Annotated in this window: 16 protein-coding genes and 1 tRNA gene; 6 read left to right on the top strand and 11 right to left on the bottom strand. The window is 69.7% G+C overall.

The genetic code is table 11. The features are described 5' to 3' along the window. The first annotated feature begins 142 nt into the window (after positions 1-142). The 4 genes from tgt (at position 143) to L1280_RS15260 (ending at position 6,703) form a co-directional block, all read left to right on the top strand. Positions 143-1,333: a tRNA guanosine(34) transglycosylase Tgt gene (gene tgt / locus L1280_RS15275; RefSeq protein WP_256488408.1), complete on the top strand. Its 1,191-nt coding sequence runs from the start codon at positions 143-145 to the stop codon at positions 1,331-1,333. A gap of 280 nt (positions 1,334-1,613) precedes the next feature. Next, the gene (locus L1280_RS15270) at positions 1,614-4,400 is read left to right on the top strand and encodes an S-layer homology domain-containing protein (protein ID WP_253583224.1); all 2,787 of its coding nucleotides are present in this window, start codon (positions 1,614-1,616) and stop codon (positions 4,398-4,400) included. Positions 4,401-4,477: 77 nt separating this feature from the next. Further along, positions 4,478-5,431 (top strand): manganese-dependent inorganic pyrophosphatase, encoded by a 954-nt coding sequence (locus L1280_RS15265; protein ID WP_253583222.1) that lies wholly within the window; start codon positions 4,478-4,480, stop codon positions 5,429-5,431. 27 nt (positions 5,432-5,458) lie between these two features. After that, a complete protein-coding gene (locus tag L1280_RS15260) occupies positions 5,459-6,703 on the top strand; it encodes a folylpolyglutamate synthase/dihydrofolate synthase family protein (protein ID WP_253583220.1) in 1,245 nt (414 codons plus the stop codon). Positions 6,704-6,760: 57 nt separating this feature from the next. Here the strand turns inward: L1280_RS15260 and L1280_RS15255 are convergent, their stop codons facing one another. Beyond that, positions 6,761-7,012: a hypothetical protein gene (locus tag L1280_RS15255; protein ID WP_253583218.1), complete on the bottom strand. Its 252-nt coding sequence runs from the start codon at positions 7,010-7,012 to the stop codon at positions 6,761-6,763. 249 nt (positions 7,013-7,261) lie between these two features. Here L1280_RS15255 and L1280_RS15250 point away from each other — a divergent pair, with 249 nt between their 5' ends. Beyond that, positions 7,262-7,651 (top strand): helix-turn-helix domain-containing protein, encoded by a 390-nt coding sequence (locus L1280_RS15250; RefSeq protein ID WP_104991524.1) that lies wholly within the window; start codon positions 7,262-7,264, stop codon positions 7,649-7,651. 169 nt (positions 7,652-7,820) lie between these two features. Here L1280_RS15250 and L1280_RS15245 read toward each other — a convergent pair whose 3' ends face one another. From L1280_RS15245 to L1280_RS15205, 9 genes are all read right to left on the bottom strand, one after another. Then, the gene (locus L1280_RS15245) at positions 7,821-9,338 is read right to left on the bottom strand and encodes a polymer-forming cytoskeletal protein (RefSeq protein WP_253583216.1); all 1,518 of its coding nucleotides are present in this window, start codon (positions 9,336-9,338) and stop codon (positions 7,821-7,823) included. 10 nt (positions 9,339-9,348) lie between these two features. Further along, positions 9,349-9,870 (bottom strand): cyclic pyranopterin monophosphate synthase MoaC, encoded by a 522-nt coding sequence (gene moaC / locus L1280_RS15240; protein WP_371922925.1) that lies wholly within the window; start codon positions 9,868-9,870, stop codon positions 9,349-9,351. Then, a complete protein-coding gene (locus L1280_RS15235) occupies positions 9,867-10,475 on the bottom strand; it encodes a DUF177 domain-containing protein (protein ID WP_253583214.1) in 609 nt (202 codons plus the stop codon). The genes moaC and L1280_RS15235 overlap by 4 nt, the downstream gene beginning before the upstream one ends. Positions 10,476-10,546: 71 nt before the next feature. Further along, positions 10,547-11,605 carry a glucose-1-phosphate thymidylyltransferase gene (locus tag L1280_RS15230; RefSeq protein ID WP_253583212.1) on the bottom strand — a complete coding sequence of 353 codons (1,059 nt, stop codon included), beginning with the start codon at positions 11,603-11,605 and terminating at the stop codon, positions 10,547-10,549. Between the two features lie 142 nt (positions 11,606-11,747). Continuing rightward, positions 11,748-11,822, bottom strand: a tRNA-Glu gene (locus L1280_RS15225). A 141-nt stretch (positions 11,823-11,963) separates the two neighbouring features. Next, positions 11,964-13,370: a dihydrolipoyl dehydrogenase gene (lpdA, locus tag L1280_RS15220; protein ID WP_253583210.1), complete on the bottom strand. Its 1,407-nt coding sequence runs from the start codon at positions 13,368-13,370 to the stop codon at positions 11,964-11,966. Positions 13,371-13,601: 231 nt separating this feature from the next. Further along, entirely contained in the window at positions 13,602-14,549 is a 948-nt protein-coding gene (locus tag L1280_RS15215) for a pseudouridine-5'-phosphate glycosidase (protein WP_253583208.1), read from the bottom strand. 32 nt (positions 14,550-14,581) lie between these two features. Beyond that, positions 14,582-15,706, bottom strand: a complete 1,125-nt coding sequence (locus tag L1280_RS15210; RefSeq protein WP_253583207.1) for a carbohydrate kinase — start codon at positions 15,704-15,706, stop codon at positions 14,582-14,584. A gap of 31 nt (positions 15,707-15,737) precedes the next feature. Then, entirely contained in the window at positions 15,738-16,577 is an 840-nt protein-coding gene (locus L1280_RS15205; RefSeq protein WP_253583205.1) for a CoA ester lyase, read from the bottom strand. Positions 16,578-16,835: 258 nt separating this feature from the next. Between L1280_RS15205 and L1280_RS15200 the strand changes: the two genes are divergently transcribed. After that, complete coding sequence (locus tag L1280_RS15200) at positions 16,836-17,297, top strand: hypothetical protein (RefSeq protein WP_253583204.1); 462 nt, start codon at positions 16,836-16,838, stop codon at positions 17,295-17,297. A 48-nt stretch (positions 17,298-17,345) separates the two neighbouring features. Here L1280_RS15200 and L1280_RS15195 read toward each other — a convergent pair whose 3' ends face one another. Continuing rightward, positions 17,346-17,741, bottom strand: a complete 396-nt coding sequence (locus L1280_RS15195; RefSeq protein WP_253583203.1) for a VOC family protein — start codon at positions 17,739-17,741, stop codon at positions 17,346-17,348. Position 17,742: the final 1 nt, after the last annotated feature.

Here is a 17,742-nt window from a genome sequence, read left to right as displayed (position 1 = left end):
TAGAGCACTACCTTGCCAAGGTAGATGTCGCGAGTTCGAATCTCGTCTCCCGCTCCATCCCCGCCCCCACCCCACGGTGGGGGCTTTTGTGTTGGGGCTCGCCGCTTAGCGTTTCGCTCCCACCTCTTTTGTCGCGCGGCAGATGCGGCAAGATAGCTCTGTGTTTGAGTTTGAAATTCACGCCCGCGACGGGCGTGCGCGGACAGCTTCTTTTGTGACGCCACATGGCACGGTTCAGACGCCGATGTTCATGCCGGTCGGTACTCAGGGCTCGGTCAAAGGCGTCAGCCCCCAGGAACTCAGGGACGTGGGCTCGCAGATGATTCTGGGCAACACTTACCATCTGATGCTGCGGCCCGGTCCCGAATTGGTCGCGGCTCATGGGGGCCTGCCTGGATTCACGGCTTACCCTGGCCCCTTCCTCACGGACTCCGGCGGCTTTCAGGTGATGAGCCTGGGCCATATGCGCAAGATCACTGAAGAAGGCGTAACGTTCAAAAGCCATCTGGATGGGAGCAAGGTGTTGCTCACGCCGGAGCGCAGTGTGGCGGTGCAAGAGGCGCTGGGAGCGGACGTCATTATGGCGTTTGACGAGTGCCCACCCTTTCCGGCCGAGCCCGAGTACATTCGCCGCAGCCTGGAGCGGACCGTGCGCTGGCTGGAGCGCTGTGAGGCCGCCAGAACTCGCGAGGACCAGGCACTCTTTGCCATCGTGCAGGGTGGAATCCATCCCGAACTGCGTGAGTTGAGTCTGCAAAAGACGCTGCCATTCGCCACCCCAGGTTTCGCCATCGGCGGGTTGGCGGTCGGGGAATCCAAGGAGGAGATGTTCCCGGCCGTTGCCTTCACGGCCGAGCGGCTGCCCGAGCACAAGCCCCGCTACCTGATGGGGGTGGGGCACCCCGAGGATCTGGTTGCGGGGATGGCCCTCGGAGTGGACATGTTCGACTGCGTGTATCCCACACGCACCGGACGGTTCGGGTATGCCTTGACGGATCATGGGCGCCTGAACATGAATTCCAGCGCTCCGCGTCAGCAACTCGGCCCCATAGACTCTGACTGCGACTGCTATGCCTGCCGTCACTACTCCCGGGCGTATCTGGCCCACTTGGTCCGTGCCGAGGAGATGCTAGCCCCGAGAATGCTCTCGCTCCATAACCTCCGGTACCTCCACCGGCTGGTGGAACGGGCACGGTCAGCCATCGAAGCTGGACGTTTTACCGAGTGGGCCACGGCGTGGGCGGAGCAGTATTTCGCGAAGGGAATCCCAGATTGGTTTCGTCTCGCCCTGGATACAGGACGGCACTCCGGACACAGGGAGCTGATGCCATAGGCTGAGCGCAGTCTGCCAGAGCACAAAGCCTTCACGGTTAGGTCAGAAAGGGCGCTTCTCGCTGCCCTCAGCGGATTTATCACTGTCTCAGGGTTGACCCATACTTCTTCACACAGGTATCATCCCGTTGATCTGACTTTCTGAGGTCTCAGGCCGAGGGGTGTCAGGTTGCGCGGAAGAACGCGGACGGCGGCTCACTCCGGGAGAGGAAACTCGGCAACTCGCCCCACCGTCTACTCCAGTGCCCGACGTGGTTCTCGCGCGACGTTTTGGGGGTTTTATGAAGAAGAGCCTGCTCGTTCTGACTGCTGCGCTGTCCTTTGGGGCCGCTGCGGCGCAGACCACCGCTCCGGCGACGGCGCCCCAGGTGTCCACGCTGACCGACGTGCCTGCCGGTCACTGGGCCAAGGACGCGATCGACCGTCTCGTCAGCCAGGGCATCATCCTGGGCTACCCCGATGGCACCTACCGGGGCACCCAGAACCTGACCCGCTATGAGGCCGCCGTCATCATCGCCCGCCTGCTCGATCAGGTCCGCACCGGTCAGGTTGTCATCGACAACACCGAGACCCTGACGGCGCTGCAAAACGCCATCCAGGAACTCGCCGCCGACCTGACGGCCCTGGGTGTTCGCGTCAGCGACCTCGAGGAAAACGCGGTCAACCGTGACGACTTCACCCGCCTGGAGGCCCGCGTCGAGGAACTGGCCGCCGCCAACGGTGACGCCGCCGCCATCGCCGCGATCCAGACCCAGATCGAGGAACTCACGGCCCGTGCCGACGAGTACGACACCCTGCGCGGCGACATCGACGACAACGCAGCCCAGATCACGGCCCTCAACGAGCTGACCGTCCTGCTAAATCAGGACATCCTGGACCTCCAGGACCGCGTCAGCGCCGTGGAGACCGCCCAGGCCGACTTCGTGACCCGCAGCGACTTCGACAACCTCGCGGGCCGCGTGACCGCTGTCGACGCGCGCGTGACGGGCGTCTCCAACCGCGTGACGGCGCTCGAGAACGCTCCGCGCTTCAGCGTGGTGGGCACGCTGAACAGCCTGGGCTACGGCAGCCTCGCGCTGGTGAGCGGCACGGACAACTTCGACGTGGACCGCCTGACAGACGCCACGTTCGCTCAGGGAATCTTCAGCAACATCGGTACGGGGCGCGACATCTCCGTTGCTGACACCAACGGCTCGGCATTCAGCGCCCTGGGTTCGTTGAGCTTCGGCGTGCGGGCCAGCAACCTGGCGACCACCAACGGGTCGATCATCGTCAACAACGCGGCGATCAACTTCCGTATTGGCAACGCCAACGGCGGCAACAACGCCTTCAACGTGAACGGCGGCGCCCCGCTGGTCAGCATCAATGACATCACGGCCGACGGTACCATCGGTGGCCAGAAGTTCAGCGCCCGTTACGCGGCCTACGACAGCACCTTCAAGTTCAGCGACTACCTGTTCAACAACAGCACGGCGCTGGGTGTGACCAGCGCCAACACGCGGCGCGGGCTGGTCGTGACCCTGCAGGCCGACACGCTTCCCCTCAAGCCCAGCCTGACGGTGGTGGCGGGGAACGCCCGTGGTGTGGCCATGACCGGCAACCCGGCCAGCACCACCCCTGCGGCTCCCTCGGCGACCACTCCTGTTCCGGCGACCCCCCCCACGGCCAACTACTACGGCGTGCGTGCCGCCGTGAACCCCGGTGGCCTGGGTACGGTGGGTGTGTCCTTCGCGCAGGTGGACAACAACCGCACCGCTTTCGGCACCGATTACAACCTGAAGGTCGGCCCGGTCGCCATCAAGGGTGAAGGCGTGCTGAGCGCCCGCAACGAGCCGCAGAACGCCATCCTGCTGGGCAACGGTCAGGGCTTCATCCAAAATGCGGACCGCGCCTTCTACACGGACGTGACGGGTGACCTCGGTATCGCCAAGTTTGGGGCGAACTACCGCACCATTGACTCGACCTACGCCGTGTTTGACGCTGCGGGCAACCGGATCGCCAACGCGGGCATGTCCACCACGGACAGCATGCCCTACGCCCCTGGCCAGACCGGCTTCGGCGCGGCCCTGGGAACCAACGTCGGGCCGGTGGCGCTGGGCGCCTACGCTGACCGCTACACGGTGACCACCACGACCATCAACCGCCAGAACACCGCGACGTTCGCCGATGACGTTCGCCAAGTGACGGCGGGCAGCACCGTCCAGGGCTTCGGCGTGAAGGCAGGCGCCAAGCTCGGTGCGCTGGAACTCGTGGGCTTCTACAACAACGCCACGGTCGACGGTAACGCTGTGCGCAGCGCCGATAACCTCGGCAACGCGGGCATGGGTATTGCCAACGTCCCGCGCACCATGACCAGCACCTTCGGTGCCCAGCTCAGCCACGACGGCTCGGCGCAGAATGCGTTGGTGCGTAACCTGAACTTCACGGTGGGTGACGCGTACTACTACAGCGATCCCCTCAACGAGTTCTACGCCTACGCGGACTACTCGACCACGGTGGCGGGCATCACGCTCCAGCCGCTGGTGCGCTACCAGCTCCTGACCGACCGTCTGATCAATGACCGGAGCACTCCTGCCGACGGAATCGTTGATGACGAGACCGAGAACACCATCAAGTACGGCATCAAGCTGAGCACGGCGACCCTGACCGGCCTGCCCCTCCAGCCCAGCCTGTACGCGAACGTGGTCAACCGCATCACCAACAGCGGCACGGCCTTCGGGGTGGGCGACACCACGACCACCGAGCTGCTCGGTCAGGTCGGCGTGAGCCTCAACCAGTTCCTGGCGCCCAACGCGTCGGCCAGGGTCGGCTACTCCTACTACCAGGGCATTAATGTCGCGTCCTCGACTCTGGGCGACTACTACGCCAACGGCGTCGCCTTCAGCGCGGCCGACAACCGCATCGCCAATGAACGCGGCGACCAGAGTGGTTCGGTGAGCGGTGTGTTCGCGCAGCTCGGCTACAACAGCCTGACCGCCAACTACGGTATCTTCCGTCACAACGACTTCGATACCAACGCGACCAGCGTGGCGCAGGGCTTCCGCGTCAACTACACCTTCCGCTTCTAAACCTGCTCGCGCAGGACAGGGGACCCTCCGGGGTCCTCTTTTTTGTGGGTGGGTCAGGCGCACTCTAGAATCGCCGCATGTTGCCTGTGTTTGGACACACCAACCCCGATACGGACGCCGTCACTTCGGCCCTCGTCTATGCCCGGCTGCTGACCCGGCTGGGCACGGAGGCGCAGGCGTACCGTCTGGGAGAGCTGAATTTCGAGACCCCTTACGTGCTGCGGGAGGCGGGGGTAGAAGCGCCTGAGCTGCTGCCGGACCTTCCAGCGGGGACTGCCGTCGCCTTGGTCGATCACAACGAGAGTGCGCAGTCGGCCGCCAACCTGACCGAGCTGACCGTGACCCATGTGGTGGACCACCACAAGCTGGGGGACCTGACCACCGCGCAACCCGCCTTGCTGCGCTTCGAGCCGGTGGGCTGCACGGCGACCATCCTGCTGGCCATGCACCGGGAGGCGGGACTGAGCATCGAACCCGTGGACGCTCGGCTGATGCTCAGCGCCATTCTCAGCGACACGCTGCACTTCCGCAGCCCCACGACCACGCCGAGGGACCGGGAAGCGGTGGCGTTCCTGGCTCCCATCGCGGGCGTCGGGGACGTAGAGGCCTACGCCCTGGCGATGTTCGCGGCCAAGAGCGACTTGGGCGACACGCCCGCCGAGACGCTGCTGCGGATGGACTACAAGGTCTTTCCCTTTGGGGATGCCAGCCAGCCCCAGCGTCTCCAGACCTGGGGCCTCGGCGTGATCGAGACCACCAACCCCGGCTACGTGCTGGGGCGTCAGGTCGAGCTGCTGGAGGCGATGGACCACGCGAGGGCGGAAGGCGGCCTGAACGGGATCCTGCTCTCGGTGGTGGACATTCTGCGCGAACACAACACCACGCTGGTGCTCTCGGCCACCGAGGAAAAGGTGCTGCGGGAAGCGTTCGGCGTCGAAACGCAGCAGGGCCGCGCCGACCTCGGGAACCGCATCAGCCGCAAAAAGCAGCTTGTGCCCTTGCTGGAGGCTTATTTCGCTCCTCAGGCCTGAGGCCGCGCCCCGCCCTATCCTGCGGCCATGAGTGATCTGGACTGGCTCTTTGCCCGGCAGCGCTTCGGGATGCATCCCGGCCTGGACCGGGTGCAGGCGCTGCTGACCCGGCTGGGTGAGCCGCAGCGGCGCTTCCGGAGCGTGCTGGTGGGCGGAACCAATGGCAAGGGCAGCACGGCGGCCTCGCTCGCCGCGATGCTGACCGCCTCGGGGACCCGCGTGGGCCTGTTCACCAGCCCCCACCTCACCCGGTTTGCGGAGCGGTTCGTCGTGGGTGGGCGCGAATGTTCCGACGAGCGGGTCGGGGACACGCTGCGCCGGGTGCGCCCCCACGCCGAGGCTGCCGAAGCCTCTTTCTTCGAGATCGTGACGGCGCTGGGCTGCCTGCTGTTTGCGGAGGTCGGGGTGGAGATCGCCGTGCTGGAGGTGGGCCTGGGCGGGCGGCTGGACGCCACCAACGCCCTGGAGCCGGACCTCAGCGTGATCACAACGGTGGCGCTCGACCACACCGAGATTCTGGGTGGGACCCTGGAAGCCATCGCGGAGGAGAAGGCGGGCATCCTCCGTCCGGGGCGCCCGGCCGTCACCGGGGTGGCCCCGGCCCTCTGGCCCCGGCTGGAGGCTCGGAGGGCGGACCTGTGGGCACTGGGCCGTGAGGTACGGGTGGAGGCCCAGCCCAGGGGGTGGGACGGCTGGGACCTGCGGGTTGGGCTGCCGGACGGGACCCTCGAGCTGCGGACGCCGCTGCTGGGCAAGCATGGTGCGCACAACGCGGCGCTCGCGGCGGCGGCAGCCTGGCGACTGGGGGTGGACGGCTCCGCCATCCGCGCCGGGGCCGCCGGAGTGCTCTGGCCGGGGCGGCTGGAGGCGCTGCCGTGGCAGGGCGGGCGGGTACTGCTGGACGGGGCGCACAACCCGGCGGGAGCACACGCCCTCGCGTCGGCGCTGCGGGACCTGGGCGCGAGCCCTCTGCCGCTGATCTTCGGGGCGGCGTCCGGTAAGGACGTGGCCGGGGTGGCCTCGGCACTGCGGGAGGCCGCCTCGGAGGTAATCCTGACCCGTGCCCGCCTGAGTCCACGGGCGCTTCCTCCAGAGGAATTGGCTCCCCACTTCGCGGGCTTGCCCGTGCGCCTGGCCGACTCGCCTCAAGACGCTCTCGCCCTGCTGCCGGAAGGGGGCGACGCCGCCGTGTGCGGCAGCCTCTACCTTATCGGGGAGGTGCGGCCCCTGCTGCTGGGCGAGGTGCCGGAGGCCCGGGAGCGCTGGCAATAGCAGGCCCTTTCAATCGGGAGCCCCCGCGCCGGAGCCGGGGGCAGGGAAGGGTGAGACTCAGACCGCGTGTCTCCGTTCGGCCTGGGTCACGAGATAGGCGCGGGTGGCGTTCAGCCAGGCCCGAGCCAGTGGGCTCTGGGGATGCTGGCGGTCTTGCAGCGCCCGCAGGCCCACGCTGAGGTGCCGCTCGATCTGCCGGATGGCCCCCAGCCCCCCCTCGTTCTCGGCCTCGATCAGGGTGTTGAGGACGGTAGTGGGGTGGGCATGGCCGCTGCGGATGCTCGCGGCGATGATGTCGAATGCACGCATGAAGCCCTCCTGGGGCGGGTGGGCGGAAAAGGGGACGGCGGGCAGAGGCCCTGATCCTAGCAGGCCTCCTCGGCGGAGGCAAGAAGAACGTGCCTTTATTCTGTATTGACCGTATCAGGGCACGGTGTTACACTCCGACTGGGAACGTCCGGTTCTGTCCACAGGCAACTCGCCTGCCCGGAGCAGGGGACGTCCCGGGCGACCGCCGCCCCCCGGGGCAGTGCGCCGCCGCAGCCAAGGAGGTGAATGATGAAACTGCATGAACGGCTCCGCGAACTGCGCAGCGAACGCGGGCTGCGGCTCAAGGACGTCGCCGAGAGCGCCGGAATCAGCGTGCCCTACCTCAGCGATCTGGAGCGGGGCCGCACCAACCCCAGCCTGGAGACCCTCCAGACGCTGGCGGGCGCGTACACCATCACGGTCCACGACCTGCTCGAAGGCGTCGAGTTCTACGGCGACTCCACCGAGGGGGCGCTGCCCAAGGGCCTGGCCGATCTGGTGGCCGACCCCACCCTGGGTGCCCAGCTCACGCCCGACTGGATCCGGACCCTGTCGCGCATCGAACTGCGCGGCAAGCGGCCCCGTGACAAGGGCGACTGGTACGAGATCTACCTGCATCTCAAGCGAATCCTGGGCTAAGGTCCGGGTCGGAATCGGGGGCCAGGAGACCGCGTGTCTTCCGGCCCCTTTGCGTCGGCGCCGCCAAACGGGCTTACGGTGAGGTGCAGGGCGCGAATCTCAGCAGGTGGGGCAAGAGGGGGGCCGCTGCCTGGGGGCGGGATGACGGAGCCGAGCGCCGCCCCCAGGCTCAGGCGGCGAGACTTCGTCCATCTGCCCCGCCCCGGGTGAGCAGCAGCGTTCCGGCTCCCCAGGCCCCGCCCACGAGGGCCACCACCAGGGCCAGCGGCGGCACGGCGAGGCACAGGGCGAGCACCCCCAGCCCCAGCACGCTGCCCACCGTGTCGGGACGGGGCAGGCGCAGGCGGCACGCCACCACGCGCCCCACGTCGTAGGCGCTGACGCTCAGGCCGGTGGCGATCAGCAAGAAAGCCGCCGCGAGGGCAAACAGCCCCGGCACCAGCAGCCCGCTCAGTGCCAGGGCGAGGGCCGGGCCAAGCAGGACCGCGAGGGCCAGCACGCCCAGGGCCAGGGTCCGCAGCGGGGCGTGCCGTTGCCGCCGGGCCAGCAGGGGCGCGGCGCCCGTCACGAACAGCAGGCCCAGGGCACCCGCCGTCAGCGTCAGGAAGATGGGTCCCCAGGCGGCCCCCCCCAGCCAGCCCAGCAGGGGCCGGAAGGCCGAGGCGGTCGCCAGCCCCAGGCCGGTGGGCGGCGGGGTGTGCTGCGCCGTCGCGTCCCCGGGCGCCCGGCCCAGCAGGGCGTGGACCTGCCCCCGCACCTCGGCCCCAGGAGCGCGGCGCACGTCCCCGAAGAGGGTGACGACCTCGCCGTCCACCCTGGCGCCCGGCAGCAGCCGCACGTCGCCGCCCACCACGATCACGTTGCCCGCGACCGGCCCCCGCACCGTGCGGGTCTGGCCCAGGGTGACCCCGCTGTGTTGCGCGGCCTGATAGAGAGGCGGCAGGGTCAGCGCCGCCGAGAGCACGAACCCCCCCACGCCCAGCCGCTGCACAGCGGGCGTGGGCTTCCAAACGATCAGGGCGCTGACCAGCAGCAGCAGCCCCAGCCCCAGCCCCACCAGCGGCGAGAGCCCCGCGACCAGCCCCCGAAGCACGTCGGCCCCCGCCGCGAGGCCGGGCCACGCCTCGGTGACCCCCAGCAGCGTCAGGCCCACCAGCAGTCCCCCCACCAGCAGGGTGGGGGCAGGGTTGTGGGGGCGGGGTGGGGGTGAGGTGGGCGCGGCGCCCCGCGCGTCTGCGCCGATGCGGGCCGTGACGGAGGCGGCCAGCGAGCCGGGCAGGGAAGGGGAGACGGGGGAGGACCGCAGCGCCGCGCTCCAGGCGATCTCGCTCGCCACGGCCGGGGCCACCGGCCGCGCGGGTGGGGGAGGGGCGCTCAGCCGGGCCGACAGCCCCACCTCCCGCGCGACCTCGGCGGCGACCCGGCGGGACGGCACGGGGAGGGCACAGGCGGTCAGGTGGGCACTCCAGGCGATCTCGGAGGCCAGATCGGGGGCCAGGGAGTGGGCAGGCCGGGGCGGCTCCAGCGTCCGCAGCAGCGTCTCGGCGCGGGTCAGGCTGGCCCGCAGGCGCCCGAACTCGGGGTCGTGCGACAACGCGGCGACCTGCGCCCGCTCGGCCCCGGTCAGTTCACCGTCGGCCTCGCGGCGCAGCAGGTCGAGCCAGTCTCCCCGCTCTGCCGTCCCCATATCCTCTCTGTTACGCGGGTGGGACCGTCCCGGTTCCCGTGTCCGGCCGATGGTCGGGAGCCGTGTAGTCGCCGCTCTTTCCCCCGGCCTTGCGCAGCAGCCGCACGCCGTCGATGGTCAGGGCCTTGCTGCTCGCCTTGAGCATGTCGTAGACGTTCAGGGCCGCCACCGTCACGGCGGTCAGGGCCTCCATCTCCACGCCGGTCGGGGCCGTCGTGCGGACCGTCGCCACGACGCGCACGCCCTCCGGTTCCAGGGTGACCTCGACCTGCGCCCCAGTCACCGGGATGGGGTGGCACAGCAGCACGAGGTCGGCGGTGCGTTTGCTGCCCGCCAGCCCCGCCAGCCGCGCCACCGTGAGGGGGTCCCCCTTGGGGGTGCGGCCCGCCTCCAGCGCCGCGCGGGCCTCGGGCGGCAGGCGCACCCAGCCCTCGGCGGTGGCGCTGCGGGCGGTGGGGACCTTGGCGCTCACGTCCACCATGCGCGGCTCGCCGTCCCGGAAGTGGGTGAGGCCGGGGGCCTCCTGGGTCACTCGTCGTCCCCCGGCAGCTTCAGGTCGCGCAGCCCCGCGAAGGGGTTCTGCTTGGCGTGGACGGTGCCTTCGGGGATGCCCAGCAGGTCGTCGATCTCCTCGACGGGCACGCGGGCGCTGTGCTCGCAGGGGCCTTCATTGAGGTCGTGGCCGCACACCTGGCACAGTCCCAGGCAGTCGGGGGCGTGCAGCACGCTCAGCGGGGCGGCCAGCAGCGCCGTCTCCGCGAGGTAGGCGCTGAGGTCGAGGTCGGGATCGCCGAAGACCAGCACGTCCTCGCCGCTCTCGGCTTCTTCCAGGTGGGGGAGGGTGACGGCGGGGTCGTAGCGCAGCAGGGTCCCCAGCCGCAGCTCCAGCGGCACGGGCACGTCGCGCAGGCAGCGGGCGCACTCCATGACCAGCGTGGGCGAGAACTCGCCCTGAAGGTACATCTCGCCGCCGCCCAGCGGGTTGACGTCGATCTCATAGGGGGCAGGTTCGGCAAAGCTGAGGCGCTGCTCCTCGCCGCCCTGCTCGTAGGTGAGGTGGTCGAGGGTGCCCTCGGCGTGCGCGTCGGCGTCGCGCCGCAGGGCGGTTCCCAGGTGAATGCGGGGCGTGTCGGTCATCGGACCATGATAGGCCCGCCCTCACCGCAGGACGGGGGGCGGGGCACGGTCGGGTGCTTGGGCCACCCGGTTCAGGCCAGCTCGACGATGCTGCCGTCCGAGATGGTGAGCTTGTGGGTGCTGGGGACGGTGCGCCCCCCGCGCACCTGTGCCCGCACGCCGAGCAGGCAGTCCTGAAGCCGGGTGTGGACGTTCTCGATGCGGGCTTCGGCGTCCACCACGCTGTGTTCGACCTCGGCGTGGCGGATCACGCTCCCCTGGCCCACGCTGGTGAAGGGGCCGATATAGGCGTCTTCCACGACCACGCCCTCGCCCAGCAGCACCGGCCCCACGATCTTGCTGCGGACCACCCGCGCGGAGGCGGGCACGATCACCCGACCGGTCAGGCGCGACTCTTCGACCTCGCCCTGCACGTCGGGCGTGATCTGCTCGAGCAGCAACCGGTTGGCGTCCAGCAGGTCGGCGGGGCGCCCGGTGTCCTTCCACCAGCCCTCCACCCGCTGCCCCAGCACCCGCTCGCCGCGCTCGATCAGCCCCTGGATGGCGTCGGTGATCTCGTACTCGCCCCGGGCTGAGGGGGGCATGCCGTCCAGCACCCCGAACACCTGCGGGGTGAAGCAGTACAGCCCCGCCACCGCCATGTTGCTGGGCGGAGTCTTGGGCTTTTCCACCAGCCGTGTGATGCGGTCGCCGTCGAGTTCGGCCACCCCGAAGGCGGTGGGATCGGCCACTTCCACCAGGGCGATCACGGCCGCTGGCCCCTCGGCCTCGAAGCGCTCGATAAAGGGCCGCACCCCGTGTTCGAAGAGGTTGTCGCCCAGGTACACGCAGAAGGTGTCCCCGCCCACCCACTCGCGGGCGGTCAGGACGGCGTGCCCCAGCCCGAGTTGCTCGTGCTGGTCGATCAGGGTGACGTGGGCGCCGGGGGCCTGCTCCAGCGTCTGCTCGATCTCGGCGCGGGTAGCGTCCGAGACGATGATGCCGACCTCGGAGATTCCGGCGGCGAGCAGGGTCCGCAGCGCATGCACGATGATGGGCGCCCCCGCCACCGGGAGCACCGGCTTGGGGCGGGTGTAGGTCAGGGGACGCAGGCGGGTGCCCAGGCCAGCGGCGGGAATGATCGCTTTCATTGCCCGCATCATTCCACGCGGTCCCCCGGCGGCGACTTGAGAAAAGGTGCAGAGATCACCGCCCAGCGCGGCCAGCGGGCGCGGCCGGAGTCCGCCACGGCCCAAACAAAAACCCCCGCCGGGAGGCGGAGGCTTCTGTTCGTGGTGACCCCAACGGGATTCGAACCCGTATCGCTACCTTGAAAGGGTAGTGTCCTAACCGTTAGACGATGGGGCCACACCACTTCAGTTTGCTTTGGCGCAGGGCCTCCGCTGACTGCCTTTCAAGGGGCGCCGTTTCCGGCACGCACGGAAGAATACCGGTCAGCCGCACATTCGTCAACAGGGGGCGCGGTCGCAGGCCACGCCCCCAGGTGCCTCACATGTGCAGGGCGCGTTTGTCGGCGGCCAGTGCGGCCTCCTTGACCACTTCCGAGAGGGTGGGGTGGGCATGCACGGTGCGGGCGAGGTCCTCGGCGCTGCCGCCGAACTCCATGATGGCGACCGTTTCCCCGATCAGCTCAGAGACGTTGGGGCCGACCATGTGGACGCCCAGAATCTTGTCGGTGTCGGCGTCGGCCACGACCTTCACGAAGCCGCGCGGGTCGCCGTGGCCCAGTGCCCGGCCGTTGGCACTGAAGGGGAACTGCCCGGCCTTGACCTTCAGACCCTTCTCCTTGGCCTGCTTCTCGGTCAGCCCCGCCCAGGCGATCTCGGGCGAGGTGTAGATCACCCAGGGAATCACGTCGTAGTTCACGTGCCCGGCCTGTCCCGCCAGCATCTCGGCGAGGGCCACGCCTTCCTCTTCTGCCTTGTGGGCCAGCATCGCGCCGCCGATGACGTCCCCGATGGCGTAGACGCCGGGAAGGTTGGTGCGGTAGTGCCCGTCCACCTTCACGAAGCCGCGCTCGTCGAGCTCCAGCCCGACCGCCTCGGCCCCCAGGCCCGCCGTGTGGGGCACGCGGCCGATGGACACGATCAGCTTGTCGAAGCGGGCGGTGACCTCCTGCTCCTTTTCCGTGTAGGTGACGGTCACGCCGGACTCGTCCTGCTGCACCGCGCTGATCTGCACGCCGAAGTGGAACTCCAGCCCCTGCTTCTGGAACTGCTTGAGGGCTTCCTTGCTCACGGCCTCGTCGGCGGCCATCAGGAAGCCGGGGAGGGCCTCCAGAATGGTCACCTGTGCCCCCAGGCGGCGCCACACACTGCCGAGTTCCACGCCGATCACGCCCGCGCCGATGATGCCGAGTTTGCCGGGGACCTGCTCAAAGGCGAGCGCCCCGCTGTTTTCCACCACATGCCCGCCGAAGGGGGCCAGCGGCAGCTCGCGGGGGCTGCTGCCGGTCGCCACGATGACGTGCCGGGCGACGACTTCGGTTCCGGCCGCGTCGACGACCCAGCCGCCCTCGTCCTGCCGGACCAGTCGGCCCAGGCCGTGGAAGGAGGTCACCTTGTTCTTTTTGAACAGGTAGGCGATGCCCCCCGTCAGTTTGTCCACGACGCCTTCCTTGCGGCCCAGCATCTTGCCGAGGTCCACGCGGGCGCCGTCCACCTGAATGCCGTGTTCGGCAGCGTCGTGCTGAATCATCTCGAAGCGTTCGCTGGAATCCAGCATCGCCTTGCTGGGAATGCAGCCCACGTTGAGGCAGGTGCCGCCGAGGCTGGCCTTGCCCCCGCGCTCGAAGGCGTCCACGCAGGCCACCCGGAAGCCGAGCTGCGCGGCCCGGATCGCGGCCACGTACCCGGCGGGGCCGCCGCCAATCACCATCACGTCATATGCGTCCATACCGCCTCCGAGCGTACCACCCCCCTCCGGGGCGGATTGCGGCGCGTTCCCGAGAGGGGGACAGAAGGGGAAGGCCGCGCCGGGGGGAGTCCGGGCGCGGCTTGGGGGGGGTTGGGAGGGGGGTCGGAAAGAGCAGTGTGAAAGGGCGACTCCAGCCTGGGACGGCTGCGCCGTCCACCCCCACCCAGCCTCCCCCGCAAGGGGGGAGGAGCACACAGAGGGAGAGGCGGCTCAGCTCTGCAACGCCGCGTAGGCCGACGCCACCCGTGCGGCCACCGCCGCGTTGTGGCGCACCAGGGCGATGTTGGCCGCGAGGCTGCGGCCCTCCGTGATCTCCACGATGCGGCCCAGCAGGTACGGGGTCGTCTCCTTGCCCGTCAGCCCCAGGGCGGCCATATCCGTGAGCGCCTGCTCGATGTGGGGGGTGATCTCTCCGGCAGGAATCTCGGCGTCCTCGGGAATCGGGTTGGCGAGCATTACGCCGCCCGTCAGGCCCAGGGACCACTTGGCGTGCAGGACGCGGGCGGCCTCGGCTTCCGAGGCGACGGTCAGCGGCGAGGCGAACCCGCTGTGGCGCGAGTAGAAGGCGGGGAACTCCTCGCTGCCCAGCGTGATCGCGGGCACGCCCTGGGTTTCGAGGACCTCCAGCGTCAGGCCGATGTCGAGGATGCTCTTGACCCCGGCGCTGACCACGCACACGTCGGTGCGGGCGAGTTCCATCAGGTCCGCGCTGATGTCCATCGTCTCGCCTGCCCCCCGGTGAACGCCGCCCGTGCCCCCGGTGGCGAAGACGCGGATGCCCGCCAGCGAAGCGATCCGCATGGTGGACGCCACCGTGGTCGCCCCGTGCCGCCCCAGCGCCACCGTGACGGGAAGGTCGCGGGTGCTGATCTTCTGCACGTTCTTGTCGGTCGCCAGCAACTCCAGCTCGTCGGGCGTGAGGCCCACCTTGAGCCGCCCGCCCAGCACGGCGATGGTGGCGGGAACGGCTCCGTGCTCGCGCACGACGGCCTCCACGCCCCGCGCCATCTCGACATTCTGGGGGTAGGGCATGCCGTGGCTGATGATGGTGCTTTCCAGGGCGACGACCGCCTGGCCGCCCGCGAGCGCGTCGGCGACCTCGGGGTGGAGGTCGGTCAGGGCAGCGACTTCGGGGCGGAGGGGGGCAGAGGTGGGCATGGGGACTCCTTGGGGGGTGAGGGGCGGGGGCTTTAGGGCTGCGGGCGCCCGAGGCGCGAGCGCACGGCGGCGGTCGTGAGGGTGGGGGAGACAGTGTGCGGACTCTCGACGGTGAGGGCGGCGGCGGCGTGGCCGTGCCGGGCGGCCTCTTCCGGGTTGGCCCCGCCCAGCAGCGCGGCGAGGGAGGCGGCGAGCATCGCGTCCCCCGCCCCCGTCACGTCGGCCACGTCGGCAGACAGGGCGGGGAGTTCGGTCACGCCTTCCGGGGTGGACAGCAAGCTGCCCCGCTCGCCCCGGCGCACCCACACGGTGGCGATGCCCCGGCCGTGCAATTCGCTCGCCGCGTCCCGGAGCGCCTCCACTGTGTCCGGAACCGCCCGCCCCACCAGTGCCCCGAGTTCCCCGACATTCGGGGTGACGGTGTGGGGCGTGAGGCCCGACGCCAGTGCCGGAAGCAGCCGCGCGGCCTTAGGCTCGCTGACGGGCTCGAAGACCACCGGTACGCCCGCCTCGGTGCAGAGGGAGAGTAGGTGCGTCAGCGTCTCGGGGCTCAGGTTGCCGTCCGCGACGACCCACGCCGCTCCGCGCAATACCGCCCGGCGCTCCTGCAACGCAGTGGGGGTCAGCGCGTCCATGCTCCCCATCGCGGCGACGGCGATCAGCAGTTCGCCCCGGTCGTCCAGCACGGCCGTGTAGGTGCCGGTCGGGCCGTCCAGGCGCAGCACCGAGCGCACGTCCACGCCCGCCGCTTCCGTCTCGCGCAGCAGCAGGTCGCCGTGGGGGTCGCGGCCCACCGCCGTGATCAGGCGGGTGTCCACGCCCAGCCGCGCGAGGTTCTCCGCGATGTTACGGGCCACGCCGCCGGGGGCCTGGGTCCCCGTGCCAGGGTTGCTGGTGCCGGGCACGGCGGGCGCGAGCGTCCGGGCCTTGATGTCCATGTTCGCCCCGCCCACCACCACCACGTAGGGGGCCACGTCCGGGGCCACCACGTACCCGCGCCCCAGCAGCGCCCCCTTGCGAATCAGGCTGCTGACATGCACATTCACCGCCCCCCGCGAGGTGCCCAGCCGCCGGGCCAGTTCCTCGGGCGTGCTCAGCGGGGCTTCGCGGATCAGGGCCAGCAGGTCGCGTTCGCGGTCGGTCAGGGACGGGGGCATGGCTTAATCAGCATAAACCTCTTGAGAGGGGTTAAGCAAGAGGCCGATCTGCTCCTGTCGCCTCCCACAAGGCCAGCGTTTCCTGCGCCTCGTCCACATGCATCTGTTCGACCAAGGCCCCCTGGTAGGTCGCCACGCTGCGCCCTTCATTCCTTGCCTGGGTCCATGCCGCGATGAGGCCCCGCGCCACTTCCACCTCCGCCTCCGACACGCCGAAAGCCCGATTGGCGATCTCCACCTGGCCGGGATGGATGACCGTTTTGCCGGAAAAGCCCAGCGTCCGGCCCTGCTCGCACTCGTGCCCGAAGCCCTCGGGGTCGCGCACGTCGTTGTAGACGGCGTCCAGCGGCACCTTGCCGTGGGCGCGGGCGGCGAGGACCACCGCCGAGAGGGCGTGCAGGAACGGCGTCCGGGAAGGGTCGGGCCGGGTCCGCAGCGCCCGCGCGAGGTCGTTGGCCCCCACGATCAGGCCCGCCACGCCGGGGGCGTCGGCGATCTCGGCGGCGTGCAGCACCCCCCTTGGCGTCTCGATCATGGCCCAGAGGGGCACGCGCAGGTGCAGGTCGCGCACCACGCCCGCGTCCTCCACCTTGGGGAGCACCAGCCCGTCCGCCCCGGCCCGCAGCGCCAGTTCGCGGTCGGCATGTTCCCAGGGGGTGCCCAGGCCGTTGACGCGCACCAGCACGGGCACCCGCCACGGCGTCCGCAGCGCGGCGGCCACGTTCTCGCGGGCCGTGTCCTTGTGCTCGGGCGCGACGGCGTCCTCCAGGTCGAGAATCACGGCGTCCGCACCCAGCGTGCGGGCCTTCTCGATGGCGTGGGGCTTGTCGCCCGGCACGTATAACACCGAGCGCCAGGGCCTAACGCTCATGCTGCTCCTCCCTTCGCCGAGACCGCGCCGCGCTCGACGCGAGCAGGAAGGGCAGCAGGGCCAGCAGGAAGCGCAGGGGGCGTGTCATGCCCCCGATTATGGCCGCCCAGGTCCCCAGGCTGACGGCCAGATGAGGAGAGAAGACACGTGAGCTTCTGTTCACCATCATTCCGCAGGCGAGCCGGGAGCCTACGCTGGCGAGTGGAATTCCCCCACAACTCCGCGCGGCTCGCCCCTTTACACGAAGGAGGAACACTCATGTCCTACCGGCTTGCCCTGCTGGCCCTCGCTTCCCTCGGTGTCGCCTCGGCGGCGGCTCCGACCAACGTCAACGTGCGGGTGCCTCTTACCCTCAGCGTGCCCAATCCCTGCGCCCCCGGCGACACCGTGACCCTCAGCGGCACCGTGCATCTCGTCGGACAGGTGCGGACCGACGACTCCGGAACCACCGCGCGGCTGAATGTCAATCTCCAGAACTTCGGCGGGCGCACGGAAGCCGGGCGGCTCTACCGCGCCCAGCTCAATGGCAAGGCGACCCTGGACCTCGCCTCCACCCTGTTGCCCGCCACCGCCAGCGGCATGGTCAACGTGCGCCTCATCAGCCAGGGACCGACCGACAACTTCGGCTTCAAGCTGAAGTTCGACGTCTCGGTCGATCAGAACGGCAACGTGACTGTGACTCAGCCCACCGCCCTGCCCGAGGGCACTTGTAACGGGTAAAGTCCTCTCCGGTGTCCGCCCCTCTCTCCGGAGAGGGGTGATTTGTGGTCATTGACCCGCATCCCCCAGCCCCCAGATGCTCGCCGGGGCCAGTTCCAGCACGTTGCCCGCCGGGTCGTGAAAGTAGAGACTCTCGCCCCGCTCGCCCCAGGCGTAGCGGGTGACGGTCAGGCCGTGGCCCTCCAGCCGGGCCTGCCACGCGTCCGTCTCCTCGCGCCCGATGGTGAGGCAGGCGTGCCCGCCCGGCCTCCCCGCGTGCGGCGGCAGGTCGCCGGGTTGGGCGCTCGCCTCCGGATGGAAGATCAGCAGCATGCTTCCCTCCAGCCGGTAGAAGAGGTGCCGCCCCGCCACCTTGCCAAAGAGAGGCAGGCCGAGCACCTCCGAATAGAAGGGCTCGGCCCGGTCCAGGTCGTCCACGTAAAGGCAGGTCTCCAAGGCACGCATG

This window comes from Deinococcus sp. HSC-46F16 (assembly GCF_024171495.1).
Taxonomy (GTDB): Bacteria; Deinococcota; Deinococci; order Deinococcales; family Deinococcaceae; genus Deinococcus.
Note: the sequence above shows the minus strand (reverse complement) of the source record. Positions and strands in the feature narration are given on the sequence as shown.